Below are 21,430 nucleotides of genomic sequence, written 5' to 3' on the forward strand. Positions count from 1 at the left end.
CAATGGCGAATCGAAACCGACCGCGCTCTTCCGCTTTGCGCTGCACAAACTTTTCTGAATTGCGGCTTGTCGCGGACGGGCCTAGGCCCATGTTACAGGTCGGCAATATTAAGGCAGAAAAGACAATGGCGACAGCGGTAGAGGACCGGGCAGCAGCATCTCCATCCCCCCTTTCCGACGCAGTGGTAGTGCGCTTTGCCGGGGACTCCGGCGACGGGATGCAGCTCACCGGCGGTCAGTTCACCCTCTCGTCGGCGCTGGCTGGCAATGACTTTGCGACCTTCCCCGATTTTCCCGCTGAAATCCGCGCTCCGCAGGGCACTTTGTTCGGCGTCTCGGCCTTCCAGATCAACTTCGGATCGTCGGCAATCGACACCGCGGGCGATGCGCCCGACGTCCTCGTTGCGATGAATCCTGCGGCGCTCAAGACCAACGTGCCCCAGCTTAAGCAAGGCGGTCTGATCATCGCCGACGAGGGCGAATTCAACGACCGCAACCTCGCCAAGGCGAAATATGAGTCGAACCCGCTCGAGGATGGCAGCCTGGCCAAATGGCAGCTGCTCAAGCTCAACATCAGCCAACTGACGATGGACGCCGTGAAGCCATTCGGCCTCGGCAACAAGGAAGCGCTGCGCTGCAAGAATATGTGGACGCTGGGGCTTGCGCTCTGGATGTTCGACCGCGATCGCCAGCCGCTGATCGACTGGCTCAACGGCAAATTCGCCAAGGCGCCCGACCTTGCCGCAGCCAATATCGCGGCGCTCAACGCCGGGCACGCCTATGGCGAAACCGCCGAACTCGCGGGGCCGCTTAAGCAGCACCATGTCGATCCGGCCCCGGTGGCACCCGGCCTCTATCGTACCCTGACCGGCGCGGAGGGCATCGCGCTGGGCCTCGTCGCGGGCGCGCAGCTTGCGAAGCTGCCGATGTTCTTCGGCGGCTATCCGATCACCCCCGCCTCGGCGATCCTGCATCACCTGTCGCGGCTCAAGGAATATGACGTCACGACCTTTCAGGCCGAGGACGAAATTGCCGCCATTTGTTCGGCGATCGGCGCCAGCTATGGCGGCTCGCTGGGCGTTACCAGCTCATCGGGGCCCGGCATCGCGCTGAAGGGTGAGGCGATGGGCCTTGCGATCATGACCGAACTGCCGCTGATCATCGTCAATTCGCAGCGCGGCGGCCCCTCGACGGGCCTGCCGACCAAGACCGAGCAGTCGGATCTGTATCAGGCGGTCTATGGCCGCAACGGCGACGCTCCGATGCCCGTGGTCTCGGCGCGCTCGCCCGGCGATGCGTTCGAATGCGCGATCGAGGCCGTGCGGATCGCGGTGCAATATATGACGCCGGTGATGCTGCTCACCGACGGCTATATCGCCAACGCCGCCGAGCCGTGGGCGGTGCCTGACCTCACCACCTATGACGACTTCCCGGTCGAATTTCTGACCGAAGTGCCCGAGGAGGGCTTCAAGCCCTATGGTCGCGACGAAAATCTCAAGCGTCCGTGGGTCAAGCCCGGGACGCCCGGCCTTCTCCATCGCATTGGCGGCATCGAGAAGGAAATCGACACCGGCCACATCAATTACAATCCGTCGAACCATCAGGCGATGACGGACATCCGCAAGGACAAGATCGACGGCATCAAGGTTCCCGACCAGATCGTCGAGCTCGGCGCCGAAGGCGGCAAGCTCGCGGTTGTCGGCTGGGGCTCGACCTTTGGTCCGATCCATCAGGCGGTGCGCCGCAAACGCGCCGAGGGTGCGGACGTCAGCCATATCCATATTCGTCATATCTGGCCGTTGCCGGCGAACCTGGGCGAACTGCTGAAAAGCTATGACAAGGTGATCGTGCCCGAAATGAACACGGGGCAATTGAAGACCGTGCTGCGCGACCAGTATCTGGTCGATGCCAAACCCGTGAACAAGGTGTCGGGCCAGCCCTTCACCATCGCCGAAATCGAAGCTGCTATTGAAGGAGCGCTCGCATGAACGAGATGACCACCATCGCGCGCCCGACGACGCTGAAAGATTGGGAAACCGATCAGGAAGTGCGCTGGTGCCCCGGTTGCGGCGACTATGCGATCCTGAAGGCCGTTCAGCGCACCATGCCCGAAATCGGCACCGCGCCTGAAAACACCGTGTTTATCAGCGGCATCGGCTGCTCGTCGCGTTTCCCCTATTATATGGAAACCTATGGCTTTCACACGATCCACGGCCGCGCGCCGGCGTTCGCGACGGGGCTGAAGCTTGCCAATCCGAACCTCGACATCTGGATCGTCACCGGTGATGGAGACGGACTGTCGATCGGCGGCAACCACACGATGCACCTGATCCGGCGCAATCTCGATTGCCAGATCATGTTGTTTAACAACGAGATCTATGGCCTTACAAAAGGTCAATATTCCCCGACCAGCCGCGTCGGTACGACCAGCCCGTCGACGCCCTATGGTTCGGTCGACCGTCCGGCCCAGCCCGCCGCCTTCGCGCTAGGCGCCGGCGCGCGTTTCGTTGCGCGCGGCTTCGACGTGTCAAAGAAGTTGCCCGAAGTGTTGAAAGCGGCACACGCGCACAAGGGTGCGGCTTTCATCGAAATCTTCCAGAACTGCATCGTCTACAATAAGGATGTGTTCGAAGATTTCGCCGCACCAAAGGGCGCCGAGGATCGTCAGCTCTGGCTCGAAAATGGCGAACCGATGCTGTTCGGCAAGGGCTTGAAGGGCATCGCGCTCGACGCCGAGGCGCTGCACCTGAAGGTCGTCGACGTCATTGATGGCGACTGGCAGGCCGCGGGCGTGATCGTCCATGACGTCACCAACCGCAGCGTCGCGCACATGCTCGTCGAAATGCGCTTCGGCGAATTTCCGATGGCGCTAGGCGTGCTGTACGACGATCCGCGCCCAACCTTCGAAGCCGATGTCTGGCGCCAGAATGAAGCGGCCCGCGAAGGGAAAACCGCCGATCTGCAAGGCCTGCTGAAAAAGGGCCAGACCTGGACTGTCACCGAAGGCGGTCCCGAACTCTGACGTCTTGCGCCGCGCCGACGGGTCGGGTCTATAGGACCATATGGACAATCTGACCCACAGCCTCGTTGGCGCCGTTCTTGGGCAAATGGGGCTCAAGAAAAAGACCGGCCTCGCGATGCCGACGCTGATCATCGCAGCCAACCTTCCCGATATTGATGCCAGCTGTGCCATTTATGGCATTGAATCGCTGTCGATGCGGCGCGGGATCACCCATGGGCCTATCGCGCTGCTGTTGCTGCCTATCCTGCTGTGGGCGGCGATGATCGCCTTCGATCGCTGGCAGGCTCGACGCGGCAAGCGGCCTGCCGGGCGGCTTCCGATCGACAAAGGCTGGCTGCTCGCGCTCGCCTATATCGGCTGCCTTAGCCATCCGGCGCTCGACTGGCTCAACAATTATGGCATTCGCCTGCTCGAACCCTTTTCGTCGCAATGGTTTTATGGCGACAGCTTGTTCATCATCGACCTGTGGATATGGATCGCGCTTGCGCTATCGGTCTGGTTTTCCCTCCGGCGTGAGCGCCGCGGGACAGCGAATTGGCAGCGTCCGGCGTGGGTCGGCTTTGCTGCCGTCTGCGCCTATATTTTTGCCAACGGCCTGATCACCGGCGCCGCCGAGAAAATGGGAGCCTCTGCGTTAAGCGGCAGCGGTCAGGGCGATGCGCTGGTCGTCGCGAGCCCGCCACCATTGGCTTTCTGGAAACGCGATATTTTCTGGCGCACCGCCGATCGCTTTGGGAGCGGGAGTTTCGTACCCGGCGTCGGTGGACAACTCGATATTACGGGCGAACCCATCGGCATGGACGATCCCCGACGGCCGACCTGGGTAAAGGCCGACCCCGCGGCGCGCGCCTTTCTGTTCTGGGCGCGCATGCCCGTTGCGCAGCGCGACGGCGACGCGATCCTGATCCGCGACCAACGCTATATGCACCCACTGGCGCAGAGCCGGTTCGAGGTCCGACTGACGGCGCCCGATACGGCAAGCCATCCCGAATGATTGCGGTTCGCTGAACTTGCGAGGGCGCAGCGACAAGCGATTGTCAGAAAGCTGCGTTTGGGGCAGGAAGGGGTAATGAACACGCATGTCAGCCCCCGCCGCGGCAGGCAATTGTTGCGCGCAGACCGGGCCTATCGCTCGGGCGGTATATTGGCGCGGCTGATCGCGTTGGCTCCGGCGAGCCTCTTTCATCGCATGCTCGACCGGATCGACGCAGGGCTCGGTCAAGGTACCATCGAAGCCACGCTGCCCGATCAAAGCGTCCGCTTGCTTGGCGGGCGGGGCAAGGGGCCGGCGGCGGTTGTTCACCTCCATCACTGGGCGTCGCTGGCCCGGCTTGCCCTGTCGGGATCGGTCGGATGGTATAGGGCATGGGAAAAGGGCGAATGGTCCTCACCCGATCCCGTGCCCTTGTTTGACCTGTTTATGCGCAATGGAGAGGCGCTGGGCGACGTGGGCCGCGCCCACGGGCCGTCGCGCTGGATTTACAAGACGATCCACGCACTCCACCGCAACGACCGACGGGGAGCGCGGCGGAACATTCACGCTCACTATGATTTGGGTAATGATTTCTATCGTTTGTGGCTCGATTCTGCGATGAATTATTCGAGCGCGCTGTTCACTGATCCGGGACAATCGCTGGAGCAGGCGCAGGCTGCAAAGGTCGACGCGATTCTTGACCGGCTCGATCTGCGGTCGGGCAGCCGGCTGTTCGAAATCGGTTGCGGCTGGGGCGCACTCGCCGAGCGTGCGGTCGCGCGGCACGATGTTATCTACACCGGCATCACCCTGTCGCCGGCACAGGCGGAAATCGCCGACGCGCGACTTCATGCTATCGACCTGTCGGAGCGTTCGGGGGTCGAGATTTGCGATTATCGCGACGCCCGGGGCCCTTATGACGCCATCGCCAGCGTCGAAATGGTCGAGGCGGTCGGACAAATCTATTGGCCGACCTATCTCGATGCGATCGCGCGCCTGCTGCGTCCCGGCGGTAAGGCGGCGATCCAGTATATCCTGATCAACGATGCACTGTTCGAACGCTATGCCGCCAGCAGCGACTTCATTCAGGCCTATATTTTCCCGGGCGGCTGCCTGATCTCCGAAAGCCGCTTTCGCGCGCTTGCCGAAGAACGCGGGCTGGCGTGGCGCGATGCGCGTCGTTTCGGCGGCGATTATGCCGAAACGCTGCGGCAATGGCGCGCGCGGTTCGACGCCGTTGTCGCGGCGGACCGGCTTCCCGCCGGGTTCGACGAACGCTTCGTGCGCTTGTGGCGCTATTATCTGCAATATTGCGAAGGCGGGTTTCGTGGCGGCGGCATCGACGTTGCGCAGGTCACCTTGGAAAAAACAGCCTAAACAGGGAGAGTGAAGGATGCGAAGATATTTGGCAGCGGCGCTGCTGTGTGCAGCGACGGCAGGGTGCAGCGCGCCCGCGCCGACCCAGACGACCGAAAATCTGCCAAAGGATCAGAATGTGCTATTTTGGAACCAGGACCAACGCGACGCCGCTTTCCGCACGATGGAGAAAGTCCCGAAGGTCGTGGTCAACACGATCCGTGCGGGCAATTCGGTCTTTCCGCTTCCCGAAGGCAAGCCCCTCGACCTTGGCATCGACGTCGATGCCCATATGGCGAAACAGCGTAACGCCGGGCTGATCATCCTTCAGGACGGCAAGATCCGGCTCGAAAAATATGCGCTCGGCTATGATGCTGCGGGCCGCTGGACCAGCTTCTCGGTCGCCAAGAGCTTCACCTCGACTCTCGTCGGCGCTGCGGTGAAGGACGGCTATATCAAAAGCCTCGATGACAAGGTCACGGTCTATATCCCGGGGCTGAAGGGCTCGGCCTATGATGATGTCAGCGTGGAACAGCTGCTGACGATGACCTCAGGGGTCAAATGGAACGAGGATTATACCGATCCCAAATCGGACGTCGCGCTGTTCAACCTGCAAAAACCAGTGGCGGGCGAAGATGTAACGGTCAGCTATATGAAGACCTTGCCGCGCGAAGCGCCCGCCGGGTCGAAGTGGGTGTACAAGACCGGTGAGACCAATTTGATCGGCGTGCTCGTGTCGAGCGCAACCGGCAAGAGCCTGTCCGACTATCTGTCCGAAAAGGTCTGGGGGCCTTATGGGATGGAGCAGGATGCGGTGTGGATGCTGGGCGCGACCGGGCATGAAATCAGCGGTTGCTGCGTATCGGCCAGCCTCAAGGATTATGCGCGCTTCGGCCAGTTCATCCTTGGCGGCGGCGTAGCTGGCGGCAAACAGGTTCTGCCCGACGGCTGGCTGGCGGCTGCGACGACCAAGCGGGCGGGGATCGATATTCCGGGCCGCGGCTATGGTTATCAATGGTGGACCAACGACGACGGCAGCTTCGCCGCGCAGGGCATCTTCGGTCAGGGCATCTTCATCGATCCGAAGCGCAAGCTGGTGATCGCGTCGAACGGCAACTGGCCGACCGCGACCGACCCCGAAGGCGTCGGCGCCGCGCGCGAGGCCTTTTACAAGACTGTGCAGGCTGCGGTGGACAAGGAAGCCAAATAGCAGGGCAACGTAAAAAAGTGCCGCCCCCGCAAAGGCGGGGGCGGCCATCGGCTTGGTACCAGCTGGTGGGCGCGCCTTCGCGGGCGCGACGATTCATTCAGCGGCTGTCGCCACAGCGCGCTGCGCCAGCCAGGCGGCAGTCAAAGGGATGATGCCGCCAAGCGCGATGACCCACCAGACTTCGGAAAAATCGGCCGCCGAATAAATCGCAGCGCCGATTACCGCGCCTGCGACGACCCAGCCCGCACCGGTTCCCCCCGAAGCACGCATGGCCAGCCAGCCGCCCGCAAAGGCACCGATAAACCAACCGACGATCAGGGCGACGGTCGAACCCAGCGGGATCAGTATGTCACCCGTCGCGACATCATATTCGGCTGGCGAAAATTCGCTGCCGGCATATTGGGCGAGCCAGATCAGCCCGAAAGCGACGAGGATGCCTGCCACCGCGGCAACTGCCGATCGCACGATATTGTTGGTCATTTCAAAGCCCTTGCAACCCATATTCGGCAGATCGCCTAGCATAGGAAAGCAAATATGGCGTTAAGCTTGTTCCATCACCTTGGGGAGCGCGTGGAAAGCCGTGCTGTCAAAGCCCTCGACCATCAGCCTGGCGACAAATTCGCCGACCGCCGCCGGTTCCTTGATGCTCTGTGCATCTTCGCCGGGATAGGCGCGCGCGCGCATTTGGGTCCGTGTACCGCCGGGATCGAGGATCGCGGTACGCACGGTCGAGATGTTGCGCATTTCGGCGCCATAGCTCGTCACCAGCGTCTCGAACGCCGCCTTTGACGCGGCATAGGCGCCCCAATAGGCCCGCGGCTCGCGGGCAACGCTGCTCGACAATGCGATCAGGCGCCCGTTATCGGATCGGCGGAGAAGCGGATCGAAATTGGCGATCAGCGCCTGCTGCGCGATCAGGTTCAGCGTCAGCAGCTTGTTGAATTCCTTGGCGTCGATCGCGGCGACCGGGGTCAGCGTACCGAGCATTGCGGCGTTGAGCACCAGCATGTCGAGTTTCTGCCAGCGTTCGGCCATCGCGCTTGCAAGGCGGGCAATGCTGTCGCCGTCGGTCAGGTCGAGCGGTGCGATCGTCGCGCTGCCGCCGCGCTCGTGAATGCGGTCTTCCAGCGCTTCGAGACCACCCGCAGTGCGCGCGGTGATGACGACATGTGCGCCGCGAGCCGCGAGCGATTCGGCGATCGCTTCACCAATGCCACGGCTCGCGCCGGTGACGAGCGCAACCTGGCCCGCCAATTCTTCAGTCACGTTGGTCATTATGTCAGACAACCCGTTCGGCAAGCATCGAAAATTGGTCGTCCAGGCTGTGCTCGTCGAAATCGGTCAGCGTGGTCGGGTAATCGCCCGTGAAGCAGGCATCGCAATATTGCGGGCCGTCCTCGGCGCGCTTGACCTCGCCCAGTGCGCGATAAAGTCCGTCGATCGTGACGAACGCCAGGCTGTCGGCGTTGATGAACTCGGCCATCTGGCCAACGGTCATTTGTGCCGCGAGCAGCTTGGCACGCTCGGGCGTGTCGACGCCATAAAAGCAGCTATGCTGGGTTGGCGGGCTGGCGATGCGCATATGCACCTCGGCGGCGCCGGCATCGCGCATCATCTGCACGATTTTCAGGCTGGTCGTCCCGCGCACGATCGAATCGTCGATCAGCACGATACGCTTGCCGGCGATCAGCGCCTTGTTGGCGTTGTGCTTCAGCTTGACGCCCAGATGACGGACCTTGTCGCCCGGCTGGATGAAAGTGCGTCCGACATAGTGCGAACGGATGATGCCGAGTTCAAAGGGAATGCCCGATTCCTGGGCATAGCCAAGCGCGGCGGGCGTGCCCGAATCGGGGACCGGGATGATCAGATCGGCTTCGACCGGATTTTCGCGCGCGAGTTCGGCGCCGATCGCCTTGCGCACCGAATAGACGCTCGTGCCGTCGACGATCGAATCGGGGCGTGAGAAATAGACATATTCAAAGATGCAGGGGCGCGCAGGCCGTTCGGCGAACGGGCGATGCGAGATGAGCTCGCCGTCGCGGATGATGACGAGTTCGCCCGGCTCGACCGAGCGGAGGAATTCCGCGCCGACGACGTCGAGCGCGACGCTTTCCGACGCCAGAATGAAGGCATCGCCCAGCTTGCCGATGACGAGCGGACGGATGCCCAGCGGATCGCGGCAACCAATCATGCCCTCGGCGGTCAGGCAGATCAGCGAATAGGCGCCCTCGACCTGCTTCAGCGCATCGATAAAGCGATCGAGCAGGGTGCGATATTTCGACGTTGCGACGAGGTGGATGATCACCTCGGTATCGCTGGTCGACTGGAAAATCGAACCGCGGCGCACGAGGATTTTACGCAGGGCCGTCGCGTTGGAGATATTGCCGTTATGCGCAATCGCGAACCCGCCGGTGGCGAGGTCGGCGAACAGCGGCTGGACGTTGCGCAGCGCGGTTTCGCCAGTCGTCGAATAGCGGACGTGGCCGATCGACGAGGCGCCCGCGAGCTGGCGCATGATGTCGTCACGGTCAAAATTGCCCGCGACGTGGCCCATCGCGCGGTGGGTATGGAAATCCTTGCCGTCAAAGGCGGTGACGCCTGCGGCTTCCTGACCACGATGTTGCAGGGCGTGAAGCCCCAGTGCCACGACGGCGGCGGCGCTATCGGCGCCATGAATACCAAAGACGCCACACTCTTCACGGAGTTTGTCGTCATCGAAAGGATGAGTGGTGAGCATGTCAGTCCAGCAACTAGGGGGGGCAGTGACTGGGGCGCATATAGGGACGGGAATCGCAAATGTCGCCCCCCATATTCCGCCTTCTTTTCGCACGGCGATCAACCTTGGGGTGACAGGCGCTTTCATCCTGCTCTAAAGCGCAGATTATGAACGATGAACGCGACCGCACCGACCAGTTTTCTCCGCGTTTTGACGCCTCCGGGCTGGTGACCGCGATCGTCACCGATGCCGATACCGGCGTTCTGTTGATGGTCGCGCATATGAATGCGGAGGCGATCGCGCTGACCCAGGAAACGGGGCAGGCGCATTTCTGGTCGCGATCGCGCGCCGCCATGTGGCGTAAGGGCGAAACCTCGGGCAACGGCCTGACGCTGGTGGAAATGCGCGTCGATTGCGATCAGGACGCGCTGCTGCTGCGGGTGACGCCCGCCGGGCCAGCCTGTCACACCGGACGCCGGTCCTGCTTCTATCGCCGGGTTGAATCCGATGGTCGCCTGACCTTTCTGGACGATGATGCGCAAGGCTAGCGCGGCGGCGCTCTTGTCTACGTTGCTGCTCGCAAGTTGCGGGCGCCCGGTACCCGAAGCTGACGACAAGCGGGTCGATGCCGCCAATCCGCTAGAGATTGCCGCGCGAGAGCGTGGGATCGTCCGGCCACAGGCGCCTGCGCCGACCGGCGTTTTTGAACGCACCCATGATCTGGGCCGCGACGCGATGTGTGTCGTGCCCGATGGCGCTGGCCAGTGGCGCTTTGCGCTGACCGCGGCGTTCGGGCCGGGCGTGTCATGCACCGCACGGGGGACGATGGTCCGTGACGGCGAAGGCTTGCGGCTGCGCTTTGCCGGAGCCGAGGGCTGCGAGGCCCGGGTGCACGAGGAAGAGGATGAATTGCAATTGCCGGGCAGCCTGCCGTCCGCGTGTCAGAGCATTTGCCCCCAACGCGCGTCGCTCGCCGGACTGCGTTTGCCGCGCATAAGCTGGTCTGAAGCCGATGCAAGGGGCTTGCGGATCGGTGGCGGGCAGGGCAATGTCGTTCGGCCTTGCGGGGCCTGAACGGCACATTTTCTTCATTTTCGTTACCCTTGACGTTCACGTCAACGGAAACTAATCTTTCCGGCATGACGGACGACTACGGCCACGCCCATATTGACACGCCCGATCATCTGGGCCGCGAGCATTTCAGCATCACCGACCTGTCGTCCGAGTTCGGCGTGACGGCACGTGCGCTGCGTTTTTATGAAGATGAAGGGCTGATCAGCCCGTCGCGCAAGGGATTGTCGCGCATCTATTCGAAACGCGACCGTGCCCGGCTTGCGTGGATCTTGCGCGCAAAGCGGACGGGATTCAGCCTCGCGGACATTCGCGAGATGATCGACCTTTACGACGTTGGCGACGGCCGCAAGCTGCAGCGTCAGGTGACGGTCGAAAAATGCCAGCAACGTATTGGCTTGCTGCGCCGCCAGCGCGACGATATTGACAGCGCTGTAGATGAGCTGTCACGCTTCATCGACATGGTGAAGAAAGTCGACGCTGGTCACAAGGCCGGCTGAGCCTCCCCAGGCGAGCACAACTGCCAACCTTCGCTTTCCAGAAAGATGACTCATGCCCGCTTATCGCGCTCCGGTTCAAGACACGCTGTTCCAACTTAACGAAGTGCTGGGGATTGAGCGCTACGCCAATCTTCCCGGTTTTGCCAACGCGACCCCCGACATGATCGAGGCGGTGCTGACCGAAGCCGGAAAATTCTGCGAAGAAGTTCTCTTCCCGATCAACCAGTCGGGCGATCTCGAAGGCTGCACCCGCCACGACGATGGTTCGGTAACGACGCCCAAGGGATTCAAGGAGGCCTATAAGGCCTATTGCGAGGCCGGATGGGGCCTGCTGACCGCGCCGGAAGAATTTGGCGGGCAGGGCCTGCCGCACGTCATCGGATTCCCGGTCGAGGAATATCGCAACGCCGCCAACCAGGCCTTCGCCATGTATCCGGGCCTGTCGCACGGCGCGACCGCTGCCATCCTCGTGAAGGCCTCTGACGAGCTGAAGGCGATCTATGTGCCCAAGATGGTGTCGGGCGAATGGACCGGCACGATGAACCTGACCGAACCGCATTGCGGCACCGACCTCGGCCTCATTCGCACCCGCGCCGTTCCGAATGGCGACGGCAGCTATGCTGTCACTGGCACCAAAATCTTCATTTCGTCGGGCGAGCATGACCTTGCCGACAATATCATCCACCTCGTCCTCGCGAAAACCCCCGATGCCCCCGACAGCGTCAAGGGCATTTCGCTGTTCATCGTCCCCAAATTCCTCGTCAATGAAGATGGATCGCTGGGGGACCGCAACACGCTGTCATGCGGTTCGATCGAGCATAAAATGGGCATTCACGCCAATTCGACCTGCGTCATGAATTATGACGGGGCAAAGGGCTGGCTGGTCGGCGACGAGAATAAAGGGCTCGCCGCCATGTTCATCATGATGAACGCCGCGCGCTTGGGAGTCGGTATTCAGGGGCTGGCGCAGGCCGATATCGCGTTCCAGAACGCGGTCGCCTATGCGAAGGATCGCCGTCAGGGCCGCGCGCTCACCGGTCCGCAGGATCCGCAGGAAAAGGCCGACCCGCTGTTCGTTCACCCCGACGTGCGCCGCATGCTCATGGACGGCAAGGCGACGGTTGAGGGGCTGCGCGCTCTGTGCGTCTGGGGCGCCTTGCAGGTCGATCTGGCTCATGTCGCGGAGACGGAGGAGGAACGTCAGCGCGCCGACGATCTGGTCAGCCTGCTCACTCCGGTGATCAAGGGGTATGGCACCGACAAGGGCTATGACGTCGCGACCAACGCCCAGCAGGTGTTCGGCGGCCACGGCTACATCGAAGAACAGGGCATGAGCCAATATGTTCGCGATGCCCGCATCACCATGATTTACGAAGGCGCGAACGGCGTTCAGGCAATGGATCTGGTCGGCCGCAAGCTCGCCCAAAATGGCGGCCGCGCGGTGCAGACGCTGTTTGCGATCATCGACGAAGAATGCGCTGCGGCCAAGGACAAGCCGGGCTTTGCCGATTTCGCCGCCAGCCTCGAAAAAGCCAATGGTGAACTCAAGGCGGCGACGATGTGGTTCATGCAAAATGGCATGGCGAACCCCAATAACGTCGGCGCTGGTGCCCATCATTATATGCATATCATGGGCATCGTCGCGCTGGGCCTCATGTGGCTGCGGATGATCGAGGCCGCGCAAAAGGCGCTCGACGAGGGCCGCGGAGACAAGGCATTCCTCGAAGCAAAGCTGATCACCGCTCGCCATTTCGCCGAGCGCTTCATGCCCGACGCTGGTTCGCTGCGCCGCAAGATTGAAGCCGGCAGCGAAACGATGATGGCGCTGTCGCCGGATCAGTTCTACGCTGCCTGACAGATTTTCGTGCAACCATCGCCGCCGGCAAGCGTGTCGGCGGCGATGAGCGACAACACAGGCCCGGGAAAATTGACTCCAATCGTCATCGAAGGGCGCAATTGCTGGCGAATCACGCGTGCCGACAAAGCGCGGATGATCGTCGATGCTGCCGATTATTACGCGCTGCTCGAACGTTTGATGGAGGGGGCGAAAGAACGCATCCTGCTCATCGGCTGGGATTTCGATCCGCGTATCGCGTTGAGGCCGGATAATAAGGGCGAAGGCGAACCGCTCGGCGAGTTTCTGCTGCGATTGGCGCATCGTGAACCGGGACGCGATATCGATATTCTCCGCTGGAATTTCGGCGGGCTCAAACATTTCGCGGTGCCGCGCATTCTCGCGATGATCCTCCGCTGGAAACTGACACGCGCGATCAGCTTTCGTCTCGACAGCGCGCATCCTTTGGGGTGCAGTCATCATCAAAAGGTCGCGGTATTCGACGATCATCTGGCGGTGTGCGGCGGCATCGACGTTGGATTGGCACGCTGGGATACCAGCGATCACCGGGACGATGACCCGCGCCGCACGCTGCCGGGTGGCGGTTCCTATATGCCCTGGCATGATTCGACGATGATCCTTGCGGGGCCGGTCGGCAACGCGCTGGCAGATCTGGGCAACGAACGCTGGAAGCGCGCCACGAAAAAGCCGCTGCGCGACCTGAAAGGCGATGGCGAGAATTGGCCCGACGATCTGGAGCCCGATTTTCGTGGCGTCGATGTTGCGATTTCACGCACGCGCGCGAAATATCAGGACAGCGGCGAAATCCGCGAGATAGAGCAGCTCTATCTCGATATGATCGCGGCGGCGAAGCGGTTCATCTATTTCGAGAATCAATATTTCACCTGCGGCAAGATCGCTGCAGCCATCGCCGAACGGCTGAACGAAGATGATCCGCCCGAGTTCGTCATGGTGATGCCCCAGACCGCCGATGGCTGGCTGGAACAAATGGCGATGGATGCGGCGCGGGTGCAACTTGTGCGCGAAATCGCTAAAGCCCGCCACGGCGACCGGCTGCGCGTCTATTTTCCGCGCACGAAGGGCGGCGAGGCCATCTATGTCCACGCCAAGACCGCGATCGTCGACGATCGCATGATCCGTATCGGGTCATCGAACATGAACAACCGATCGATGGGTCTCGACAGCGAATGCGACGTGACGATCGACGCAGGACTGCCAGCCAATCGCGGGATCGAACCGACGATCACGCGCCTCCGCGAATCCCTGCTTGCCGAGCATTTGAACGTAACGCCCGAAGATATCGCACGCGAATTTGCCCGCGCCGGCTCGCTGATCGAAGCGATCGAAACGCTACGCGGTGACGGGCGCTCGCTCGAACTGCTCGATCTCGTCAGCCCGGGACCGCTCGACGAATATATTGCCGACAATGAACTGCTCGACCCGACGAGCCCGGATGCGATGTTCGAGGGTTTTGCCGAGCGCGGCCTGAAGAAAAGCTGGCATCGCGGTCGCGATTGGATGCGTCATCACAGGCCGTTCAGGCGCAAACGCGCCTAAAATTCCGTTCGCATCGAGCGAAGTCGAGATGCCCCTCAGGCAAACGCCATGACGACGGGTGTCTGGACTTCGCTCAAAACGAACGGAAAAAGGGGCTTAATCCGCCAGCGACAGCAAATGCTGCGCCTGTTTCAGATGCGGCGCATCGACCATCTTGCCGTCGACCTGCAACACCCCGACGCCGGGGTTGGCGGCAAAGGCGTCGACGATCGCCTGCGCCCGCGCGACCTCTTCGGCGGCGGGCGTAAAGGCGGCGTTGATCGGTTCGACCTGCGAAGGGTGGATCGCCATCATCCCGGTGAAGCCGTCGCGGCGCGCGCGCGCGGCATAAGCCGCCAGCCCGGCCTCATCCTTGATCGCCGGAAATACGGTGTCGATCGCAGCTACCCCTGCACCGTGCGCCGCAAACAGCGTCAGCGACCGGGCGACTTCATAGGGCGACGTATAGCTGCCATCGGGATTACGGCTCGTCGCGGCACCGATCGCCGCGGGCAAATCTTCGGCGCCCCACGTCAGCCCCAGCAGGCGATCCTTCGCCTCGCGATAGCTGCCGAGGGTGAATATCGCCGACGGCGTTTCGGTCGCGATCGGCAGAATGGCAGGCAGCGACGCGTCGGCGGCGCCTTCGCTGCGCAGGATGAGGTCGAGCTGTGCGATGCTCGCCTCGCCCTCGGCCTTGGGCAGCATGATCGCGTCGGGCCGCGCGCCGATGATGGCGGCGACATCGGCAGCGGTCATATGCCCGTCGAGCGGATTGACCCGTACCAGCGTCACGACTTCGCGCGTCCCCGCCAGATATTCAGCGACCGCGTGGCGCGCCGCATCCTTGTTTGCGGGCGACACCGAATCTTCCAGGTCCAGGATAATCGCATCGGCGCCCGATGCGGCTGCCTTGGCAAAGCGTTCGGGCCGGTCGCCGGGAACGAAAAGGAGTGAGCGCAGGCGCATCAGCATGCTTTCTTTTTGAGCAGCGCGGAGCGTTCGCACTGGCAGACGATCTCGCCGCGCTGGTTGATGCAGCGGTGAAGGAAGGTCACGATACCCGCATTCGGCCGCGATTTCGATTCTTTGAGGCCGACGACCTCGGTTTCGGCATGAAGCGTGTCCCCGATGAACACCGGCTTGGGCATCACCAGCTTGTCATAGCCCAGATTGGCGACCAGCGTCCCCAGCGTCGTGTCGCCGACCGACAGCCCGACCATCAGGCTGAAGGTGAAGGTGCCATTGACCAGAATCTGTCCGAATTCTGACGCTTTCGCCGCTTCGGCATCGAGGTGCAGCGGCTGCGTATTATGCGTCATCACCGTGAACAGCAGATTGTCGGTCTCGGTCACCGTGCGCCGGATATCATGCTCCAGCGTGTCGCCAATCGCCCACTCGTCGAAAAATTTGCCAGCCATATTCTTCCCTTCTGCCCTCTCCCGTCGGGAGAGGGTTGCGCAAGCTTGGCAACTTGTTGCCTAGCTGTAGCTGGGTGAGGGGGGCAGCCGCATCGCGCGAACGCAATCCTGACACCCTCATCCAGCTCCGCCTGACCGCTTCGCGGCAAGGCTCCATATCCTTCTCTCCCAGCGGGAGAAGGATGCTTATTCCGCCGCCTCTATCCGCACCAGCAGGGCTTCGACCTGCACCTGTGCGCCCGTTACCGCGTTGAGTTCCGCCACAACCCCGTCGAACGGCGCGGTCAGGCTATGCTCCATCTTCATCGCCTCGAGGGTCAGCAGCTTCTGCCCCTTGGTCACGGTGTCGCCCGCGGCGACTTCGACCGCGATGATCTTGCCCGGCATGGGCGACAGGATCGCGCCGTCACCGGCTGCACCGCTACCGCCGCCTTCGGCGCGCCACGGCGCCAATTGCCACACGGCACCCTTTTCGGCGACAAGCATCGCCGGAGCCAACTCCTCCGCACCGGGGCCGTGCAGATCGACGTCGATCCGCTTGCCGTCGAGCAGGAAGGGGGCCGAGCGCACATCGGGGGCGTTAAGGCGGAAGCCCGCCTGCAACGATCGGGGAACCAGCGCCATCGCAGCATTGGTCAGTGCTTGCGCCGATGGCATCGGTTCGGCGGTCATCGCGTCGCCGTCGCGACCGATCAGGCCGGTGTCGACGGTTCCCGCGACGAAATCGGGATGATCCAGCGCATTTATCAGGAAGGCAGAATTGGTTTTCACCGGCCACACCGCGCTATCTTCCAGCATTTCGGACAGTGTCAGTCGCGCCTCTTCGCGATCCTCGCCATAGGCGATCAGCTTGGCGATCATCGGATCGTAAAAGGGCGAAACCGCGCCGCCTTCATAGACGCCGGTGTCGATCCGCCCGCCGTCGGCTTCGGATAGCTGGAACAGGTCGAGCGTGCCGATGCTCGGCAGAAAGCCCTTGGCGGGATCCTCGGCATAAAGCCGCGCTTCCATCGCCCAGCCGTCGATGCGCAGTTCATCCTGCGTCACCGGGATCGGTTCGCCCGATGCGACGCGAAGCTGCCATTCGACCAGATCGACCCCGGTGATTTCCTCGGTCACCGGATGCTCGACCTGCAGCCGCGTGTTCATTTCCATGAACCAGATGCGGTCGGCGCGCAGGCCGTCCGATGCGTCGGCGATGAATTCGATCGTCCCGGCGCCGACATAGTCGACCGCCTGCGCAGCGCGCACCGCGGCGGCGCACAGTTCTGCGCGGGTCGCCTCATCCATGCCGGGGGCAGGGGCTTCCTCGATCACCTTCTGGTGGCGGCGCTGCAGCGAGCAGTCGCGTTCGAACAGGTGGACGACATTGCCATGGGTGTCGCCGAACACCTGCACCTCGATATGGCGCGGGGTCAGGATATATTTCTCGATCAGAACATGGTCGTTGCCGAACGACGCCGCCGCTTCGCGCTGGCACGAAGCGAGCGCGTCGATGAAATCGGCTGCGGCATCGACCTTGCGCATCCCCTTGCCGCCGCCGCCGGCGACCGCCTTGATCAGCACTGGATAGCCGATTTCGCCCGCCCGTTCGGCGAGGAAAGCGGGCTCCTGATTTTCGCCCATATAGCCGGGGGTGACGGGAACGCCCGCGTCGGCCATCAGCTTCTTTGCGGCGTCCTTCAGCCCCATTGCTGTGATCGAGGAAGGCTTGGGGCCGACCCACACCAGCCCGGCATCGATCACCGCCTGCGCGAACTCGGCATTTTCGGAGAGGAAGCCGTAACCCGGATGGATCGCCTCGGCGCCCGTCGCCTTGGCGGCGGCGATGATCTTGTCACCGATCAGATAGGATTCGCGCGCCGGCGACGGGCCAATGTGCACCGCTTCGTCGGCTTGCTGGACATGCAGCGCCTTGGCATCTGCGTCCGAATAGACGGCAATGGTGCGAATGCCCATCTCGCGCGCAGTGCGGATGATACGGCAGGCGATTTCGCCGCGATTGGCGATAAGGAGAGAGTTGATCATGGAATGCGCCTTTCAAATCTGTCCGGTGTCGCGCCAGGCCAGCGGAATGGTTTTTCGTTCGGTCAGATAATCGACAAAAATGGTGGTCAGATCTTTCAAGCTGAATGTCGCGGTGTTCTGCCGCCCGGGCCGGTCGTCTATGATGTCATAGAGCGGTCCGGGCGGACCTGATCGCGACTGGACGAGATATCCGCCAAGGACGGCTTCGGCCGTCATGACGCATCGATCGCAGGTCTCGACGCTGATCTCTTCGCACTGAACCTTGCCGAGGCACGGCTGGATCGCTTTCTTGAGTTGCCGGGCGCTGCGTACATCCGTCACACGGCTGTTCCCGTCGGTGGTGACGATGGTCAGCGTGGCCGGTGTGAACGCAGGGGCCGGAGCCGCGTGAGCGGCCAGCGGCGTTACGCCCAAATATCCAAGCAGCAGGGCGGGGAGGAGTGATTTCCGGAAACGAGACATGGCGATCACATCCGGAACACGCCGAAGCCGCGATCTTCGATCGGGGCGTTCAGCGTTGCGGAAAAGGCGAGGCCCAGCACATCACGGGTCTGCGCGGGGTCGATGATGCCGTCATCCCACAGCCGCGCGGTGGCGTGATAGGGATTGCCTTCATCCTCATATTTCTGGCGGATCGGCGCCTTGAAGGCTTCGGCTTCCTCCGGCGACCATTTGTCGGCATCGCGGTGGACGGTGGCCAGCACCGATGCCGCCTGCTCGCCGCCCATCACGCTGATCCGCGCATTGGGCCAGGTGAACAGGAAACGTGGGCTATAGGCGCGCCCGCACATGCCATAATTGCCCGCGCCAAAGCTGCCGCCGATCAGCACCGTGATCTTCGGCACCGTCGCGGTTGCGACCGCGGTGACCAGCTTGGCGCCATGCTTGGCGATGCCCTCGGCCTCATATTTCCCGCCGACCATGAAGCCCGAGATATTCTGAAGGAATAGCAGGGGGATGCGGCGCTGCTGCGCCAGCTCGATGAAGTGCGCGCCCTTGACCGCGCTCTCGCTGAACAACACACCATTGTTCGCAAGGATCGCGACCGGGATGCCCCAGATATGCGCGAAACCGCAGACGAGCGTGCTGCCGTAATTGGCCTTGAACTCGTGAAACTCGCTGCCGTCGACGATGCGCGCAATCACTTCGTGGACGTCATAGGGTGCGCGGACGTCATCGGGAATGACGCCATAGAGTTCCTCGCCAGCATATTTGGGCGGGCGCGGGTCTTTCAGCGCGACCTCGAACCCGGTGTCGGCGCCCAGATGGCTGACGATATCGCGCACGATGGTCAGCGCATGCTCGTCATTTTCGGCCAGATGATCGACGACGCCCGACTTCCTGGCGTGGAGATCGCCCCCGCCCAGATCCTCGGCGCTGATTTCCTCACCCGTCGCGGCCTTTACCAGCGGCGGACCGGCAAGGAAGATCGTGCCCTGATTGCGGACGATGACGGTTTCGTCGGACATGGCGGGGACATAGGCGCCGCCGGCGGTGCAGCTGCCCATCACGCACGCGATTTGCGGGATGCGCCGCGCCGACATATTCGCCTGATTGAAGAAGATCCGCCCAAAATGGTCGCGGTCCGGAAAGACCTGATCCTGATGCGGCAGGTTCGCGCCGCCGCTGTCGACGAGGTAGATGCAGGGCAGGCGGTTCTCCAACGCAATCTCCTGCGCGCGAAGATGCTTCTTCACGGTCATCGGATAATAGGTGCCGCCCTTCACCGTCGCATCGTTGCACACGATCATGCACTGCCGCCCCGACACCTGCCCGATGCCGCAAATCAGTCCCGCGCCGGGCACTTCGCCGCCATACAGATCGTTCGCGGCAAGCTGGCCGATTTCCAGAAAGGGCGATCCCGGATCGAGCAACCGCTCGACGCGCTCACGCGGCAGCAGCTTGCCCCGGCTGGTATGCCGCTCGCGCGACTTCTCATTGCCGCCGAGCGCGGCTTCGGCGACCTTCGCCCACAGCGCGTCTTTCAGCGCGCCATTATGCGCAACGCGCACATGCGACGCCGGATCTTCGGGATTATATTGGGTCGGCAGGACCGGAGCGGACATTATTTTGTCTCCACAGGGATGGTATAGTGAACTTGGGCGCCGGGACCGAGCGGCAGGTCGAAACCGACCCACGCGACCGTCATCGCGATCCCCATCGCCATGAAACACAGCGCATAGGGCAGCATGAGCGCGAGCAGCGATCCAACCCCCATCGAGCGGTCCCACCGCTGGCTGAACGCCAGGATCAGCGGGAAATAGCTCATCAGCGGGGTCATGATATTGGTGTAGCTGTCGCCCATGCGATAGGCGGCGGTGGTCATTTCGGGGCTGATGCCCAGCAGCATGAACATCGGCACCACGACAGGCGACAATGCGCTCCACTTCGCCGAGGCCGACCCGATGAACAGGTCGAGGAAGGAAGAGAGCAACAGGACGCTGACCAGCAGCATCGCGGGCGGCAGCGCCATTTCGGCGAGCGCCTCGGCGCCGTTGATCGCAATGATCGGGCCGATCCGCGACCAGTTGAACATCGCGACGAAATGCGCGGCAAAGAAGACGAAGACCAGATAGGGCGCCATCGTCCGCACCCCGTGCTGCATCATGTCCATCACGTCGGCGGCCGACTTGATCGTCCCCGCCGCGCGGCCAAATGCAGTGCCGGTGAGCAGGAAAAGCAGGAAAAAGCCCGCGATCAACGACGCGTAAAGCGGCTGCAATCGCGCCGTTCCCTCGGCTGCTTCATTGATGAAGGGCGTATAGCCCGGCCACAGCGCCAGCGCAGCGAAGGCCGCGACGATCAGCAGCGCGACAAGCCCGGCACGGCGCATTCCTCTGCGCTCGTCGGCCGTCAATTCGGCCTTGTCGAGATCGGCGCGCAACTCGGCGTCGACGACACCGTTCCACTGGCCCAGTCGCGGCTCGACGATGCGGTCGGTGACGAACCAGATGATCGGGGTGAACAGCACCACGATCCCGAGGATGAAATACCAGTTGCCCAGCGGGTTCATCGTCCAGCCCGGCTCGACGATCCGCGCCGCCTCCTGCGTAAAGCTGAACAACAGCACGTCGATCTGTCCCGGCATCACATTGCCGGCATAGCCGCCCGACACCGCGGCAAAGGCGGCGGCAAGTCCCGCAAGCGGATGCCGCCCGGCGATCGCGAAGGTGATCGCGGCAAGCGGGATGAAGACGACATAGGCCGCGTCCGATGCATGGTGCGACACCATGCCGATAACCGCGACGATCGGGGTCAACAGCGACTTGCGCGCGTTGCGGAGCGAACCGCGGATCAGCGCCGAGAACAGCCCCGACCGCTCGGCCACGGCGGCGCCCATCATGATCGTCAGCACCAGACCGAGCGGCGCGAAGCTGGCGAACGTCCGCGGCATTTCGGTAAACAACCGCGCGATATTTTCTTCGGAGAACAGGCTCGACGCGCGATAGGTCAGCACGCCATTGGCAAGCTCGGCATGCTCAGGCGCCTTTTCCCCGGGATAGGACAGCGACGCCGACCAGCCCAGCGCCTCGCCGAGCGCCGAGACGAGCATCAGTACAATGATCAGATAGATGAAAATGATCGTCGGGTCGGGCAGCAAATTGCCCGCACGCTCGACGAAACCCAGGAAACCGCGCTGGCGATCGGGCCGGGGGGGAGTGCCGCTCACGCGCGATCCTCCCGGGATATCGGACGGGTTCTGGAGGCACAAAAACGGGCACGCATGATGAAATTCCTTCTG

18 protein-coding genes and 1 pseudogene are annotated in these 21,430 nt (G+C 62.6%); 10 read left to right on the plus strand and 9 right to left on the minus strand.

From position 1 onward, the window contains the following. Positions 1–125 precede the first annotated feature (125 nt). The 5 genes from ACSYDV_RS08935 to ACSYDV_RS08955 all read left to right on the plus strand — a co-directional run bounded on the left by ACSYDV_RS08935 (position 126) and on the right by ACSYDV_RS08955 (position 6,561). Complete coding sequence (locus ACSYDV_RS08935; protein ID WP_438323446.1) at positions 126–1,988, plus strand: 2-oxoacid:acceptor oxidoreductase subunit alpha; 1,863 nt, start codon at positions 126–128, stop codon at positions 1,986–1,988. Beyond that, a complete protein-coding gene (locus ACSYDV_RS08940; RefSeq protein WP_438323447.1) occupies positions 1,985–3,022 on the plus strand; it encodes a 2-oxoacid:ferredoxin oxidoreductase subunit beta in 1,038 nt (345 codons plus the stop codon). Before ACSYDV_RS08935 ends, ACSYDV_RS08940 begins: the two co-directional genes overlap by 4 nt. A 40-nt stretch (positions 3,023–3,062) precedes the next feature. Next, positions 3,063–4,016, plus strand: a complete 954-nt coding sequence (locus ACSYDV_RS08945; RefSeq protein WP_438323448.1) for a metal-dependent hydrolase — start codon at positions 3,063–3,065, stop codon at positions 4,014–4,016. Between the two features lie 75 nt (positions 4,017–4,091). Then, positions 4,092–5,372 (plus strand): class I SAM-dependent methyltransferase, encoded by a 1,281-nt coding sequence (locus tag ACSYDV_RS08950; protein WP_438323449.1) that lies wholly within the window; start codon positions 4,092–4,094, stop codon positions 5,370–5,372. Positions 5,373–5,388: 16 nt separating this feature from the next. Then, positions 5,389–6,561, plus strand: a complete 1,173-nt coding sequence (locus ACSYDV_RS08955) for a serine hydrolase domain-containing protein (RefSeq protein WP_438323450.1) — start codon at positions 5,389–5,391, stop codon at positions 6,559–6,561. A gap of 93 nt (positions 6,562–6,654) precedes the next feature. On the opposite strand, the gene ACSYDV_RS08960 is transcribed toward ACSYDV_RS08955, so the two are convergent. From ACSYDV_RS08960 to purF, 3 genes are read right to left on the minus strand one after another with little or no spacing between them, the layout of a single operon-like run. Beyond that, positions 6,655–7,041, minus strand: coding sequence for a hypothetical protein (locus tag ACSYDV_RS08960; RefSeq protein WP_438323451.1), 387 nt, complete (start codon positions 7,039–7,041; stop codon positions 6,655–6,657). A gap of 60 nt (positions 7,042–7,101) precedes the next feature. Further along, a complete protein-coding gene (locus ACSYDV_RS08965) occupies positions 7,102–7,836 on the minus strand; it encodes an SDR family NAD(P)-dependent oxidoreductase (protein WP_438323452.1) in 735 nt (244 codons plus the stop codon). Positions 7,837–7,840: 4 nt separating this feature from the next. Next, the gene (gene purF, locus ACSYDV_RS08970; protein ID WP_438323453.1) at positions 7,841–9,298 is read right to left on the minus strand and encodes an amidophosphoribosyltransferase; all 1,458 of its coding nucleotides are present in this window, start codon (positions 9,296–9,298) and stop codon (positions 7,841–7,843) included. Between the two features lie 146 nt (positions 9,299–9,444). On the opposite strand from purF, the gene hisI reads away from it, so the two are divergent. From hisI to ACSYDV_RS08995, 5 genes are all read left to right on the plus strand, one after another. Beyond that, positions 9,445–9,825 carry a phosphoribosyl-AMP cyclohydrolase gene (gene hisI / locus ACSYDV_RS08975; RefSeq protein WP_438323454.1) on the plus strand — a complete coding sequence of 127 codons (381 nt, stop codon included), beginning with the start codon at positions 9,445–9,447 and terminating at the stop codon, positions 9,823–9,825. Beyond that, positions 9,809–10,351: a hypothetical protein gene (locus ACSYDV_RS08980; RefSeq protein WP_438323455.1), complete on the plus strand. Its 543-nt coding sequence runs from the start codon at positions 9,809–9,811 to the stop codon at positions 10,349–10,351. The genes hisI and ACSYDV_RS08980 overlap by 17 nt, the downstream gene beginning before the upstream one ends. A gap of 65 nt (positions 10,352–10,416) precedes the next feature. After that, entirely contained in the window at positions 10,417–10,848 is a 432-nt protein-coding gene (locus ACSYDV_RS08985; RefSeq protein WP_088471169.1) for a MerR family transcriptional regulator, read from the plus strand. Between the two features lie 52 nt (positions 10,849–10,900). Further along, positions 10,901–12,703: an acyl-CoA dehydrogenase C-terminal domain-containing protein gene (locus ACSYDV_RS08990; RefSeq protein ID WP_438323456.1), complete on the plus strand. Its 1,803-nt coding sequence runs from the start codon at positions 10,901–10,903 to the stop codon at positions 12,701–12,703. 45 nt (positions 12,704–12,748) lie between these two features. Further along, positions 12,749–14,260, plus strand: coding sequence for a phospholipase D-like domain-containing protein (locus tag ACSYDV_RS08995; protein WP_438323457.1), 1,512 nt, complete (start codon positions 12,749–12,751; stop codon positions 14,258–14,260). 96 nt (positions 14,261–14,356) lie between these two features. Here the strand turns inward: ACSYDV_RS08995 and ACSYDV_RS09000 are convergent, their stop codons facing one another. From ACSYDV_RS09000 to ACSYDV_RS09025, 6 genes and pseudogenes are all read right to left on the minus strand, one after another. Next, the gene (locus tag ACSYDV_RS09000) at positions 14,357–15,208 is read right to left on the minus strand and encodes an HpcH/HpaI aldolase/citrate lyase family protein (RefSeq protein ID WP_438323458.1); all 852 of its coding nucleotides are present in this window, start codon (positions 15,206–15,208) and stop codon (positions 14,357–14,359) included. Beyond that, positions 15,208–15,669 (minus strand): annotated as a pseudogene (locus tag ACSYDV_RS09005) (MaoC family dehydratase); the annotation flags it as partial. The gene ACSYDV_RS09000 and the pseudogene ACSYDV_RS09005, both read right to left, overlap by 1 nt. A 177-nt stretch (positions 15,670–15,846) precedes the next feature. Continuing rightward, positions 15,847–17,688, minus strand: coding sequence for an acetyl/propionyl/methylcrotonyl-CoA carboxylase subunit alpha (locus ACSYDV_RS09010; protein ID WP_438323459.1), 1,842 nt, complete (start codon positions 17,686–17,688; stop codon positions 15,847–15,849). A 12-nt stretch (positions 17,689–17,700) separates the two neighbouring features. Then, the gene (locus ACSYDV_RS09015; protein ID WP_438323460.1) at positions 17,701–18,150 is read right to left on the minus strand and encodes a hypothetical protein; all 450 of its coding nucleotides are present in this window, start codon (positions 18,148–18,150) and stop codon (positions 17,701–17,703) included. Between the two features lie 5 nt (positions 18,151–18,155). Next, positions 18,156–19,754, minus strand: coding sequence for a carboxyl transferase domain-containing protein (locus tag ACSYDV_RS09020; protein WP_438323461.1), 1,599 nt, complete (start codon positions 19,752–19,754; stop codon positions 18,156–18,158). Then, positions 19,754–21,358 carry an AbgT family transporter gene (locus tag ACSYDV_RS09025; protein ID WP_438323462.1) on the minus strand — a complete coding sequence of 535 codons (1,605 nt, stop codon included), beginning with the start codon at positions 21,356–21,358 and terminating at the stop codon, positions 19,754–19,756. Before ACSYDV_RS09025 ends, ACSYDV_RS09020 begins: the two co-directional genes overlap by 1 nt. Between the last annotated feature and the right edge of the window lie 72 nt (positions 21,359–21,430).

The sequence above is a fragment of the Sphingopyxis selenitireducens genome (genome assembly GCF_051550705.1).
GTDB lineage: Bacteria > Pseudomonadota > Alphaproteobacteria > Sphingomonadales > Sphingomonadaceae > Sphingopyxis.

Bases quoted from the DNA above. Each gene is read 5' to 3' on its own strand.
- ACSYDV_RS08985 (WP_088471169.1), top strand. From the start codon at position 10,417: ATGACGGACGACTACGGCCACGCCCATATTGACACGCCCGATCATCTG.
- hisI (WP_438323454.1), top strand. From the start codon at position 9,445: ATGAACGATGAACGCGACCGCACCGACCAGTTTTCTCCGCGTTTTGAC.
- ACSYDV_RS08990 (WP_438323456.1), top strand. From the start codon at position 10,901: ATGCCCGCTTATCGCGCTCCGGTTCAAGACACGCTGTTCCAACTTAAC.
- ACSYDV_RS08945 (WP_438323448.1), top strand. From the start codon at position 3,063: ATGGACAATCTGACCCACAGCCTCGTTGGCGCCGTTCTTGGGCAAATG.
- ACSYDV_RS08940 (WP_438323447.1), top strand. From the start codon at position 1,985: ATGAACGAGATGACCACCATCGCGCGCCCGACGACGCTGAAAGATTGG.
- ACSYDV_RS09010 (WP_438323459.1), bottom strand. From the start codon at position 17,688: ATGATCAACTCTCTCCTTATCGCCAATCGCGGCGAAATCGCCTGCCGT.
- ACSYDV_RS08950 (WP_438323449.1), top strand. From the start codon at position 4,092: ATGAACACGCATGTCAGCCCCCGCCGCGGCAGGCAATTGTTGCGCGCA.
- ACSYDV_RS08935 (WP_438323446.1), top strand. From the start codon at position 126: ATGGCGACAGCGGTAGAGGACCGGGCAGCAGCATCTCCATCCCCCCTT.
- ACSYDV_RS08955 (WP_438323450.1), top strand. From the start codon at position 5,389: ATGCGAAGATATTTGGCAGCGGCGCTGCTGTGTGCAGCGACGGCAGGG.
- purF (WP_438323453.1), bottom strand. From the start codon at position 9,298: ATGCTCACCACTCATCCTTTCGATGACGACAAACTCCGTGAAGAGTGT.
- ACSYDV_RS09015 (WP_438323460.1), bottom strand. From the start codon at position 18,150: ATGTCTCGTTTCCGGAAATCACTCCTCCCCGCCCTGCTGCTTGGATAT.
- ACSYDV_RS09000 (WP_438323458.1), bottom strand. From the start codon at position 15,208: ATGCGCCTGCGCTCACTCCTTTTCGTTCCCGGCGACCGGCCCGAACGC.
- ACSYDV_RS08965 (WP_438323452.1), bottom strand. From the start codon at position 7,836: ATGACCAACGTGACTGAAGAATTGGCGGGCCAGGTTGCGCTCGTCACC.
- ACSYDV_RS08980 (WP_438323455.1), top strand. From the start codon at position 9,809: ATGATGCGCAAGGCTAGCGCGGCGGCGCTCTTGTCTACGTTGCTGCTC.
- ACSYDV_RS09020 (WP_438323461.1), bottom strand. From the start codon at position 19,754: ATGTCCGCTCCGGTCCTGCCGACCCAATATAATCCCGAAGATCCGGCG.
- ACSYDV_RS08960 (WP_438323451.1), bottom strand. From the start codon at position 7,041: ATGACCAACAATATCGTGCGATCGGCAGTTGCCGCGGTGGCAGGCATC.
- ACSYDV_RS08995 (WP_438323457.1), top strand. From the start codon at position 12,749: ATGAGCGACAACACAGGCCCGGGAAAATTGACTCCAATCGTCATCGAA.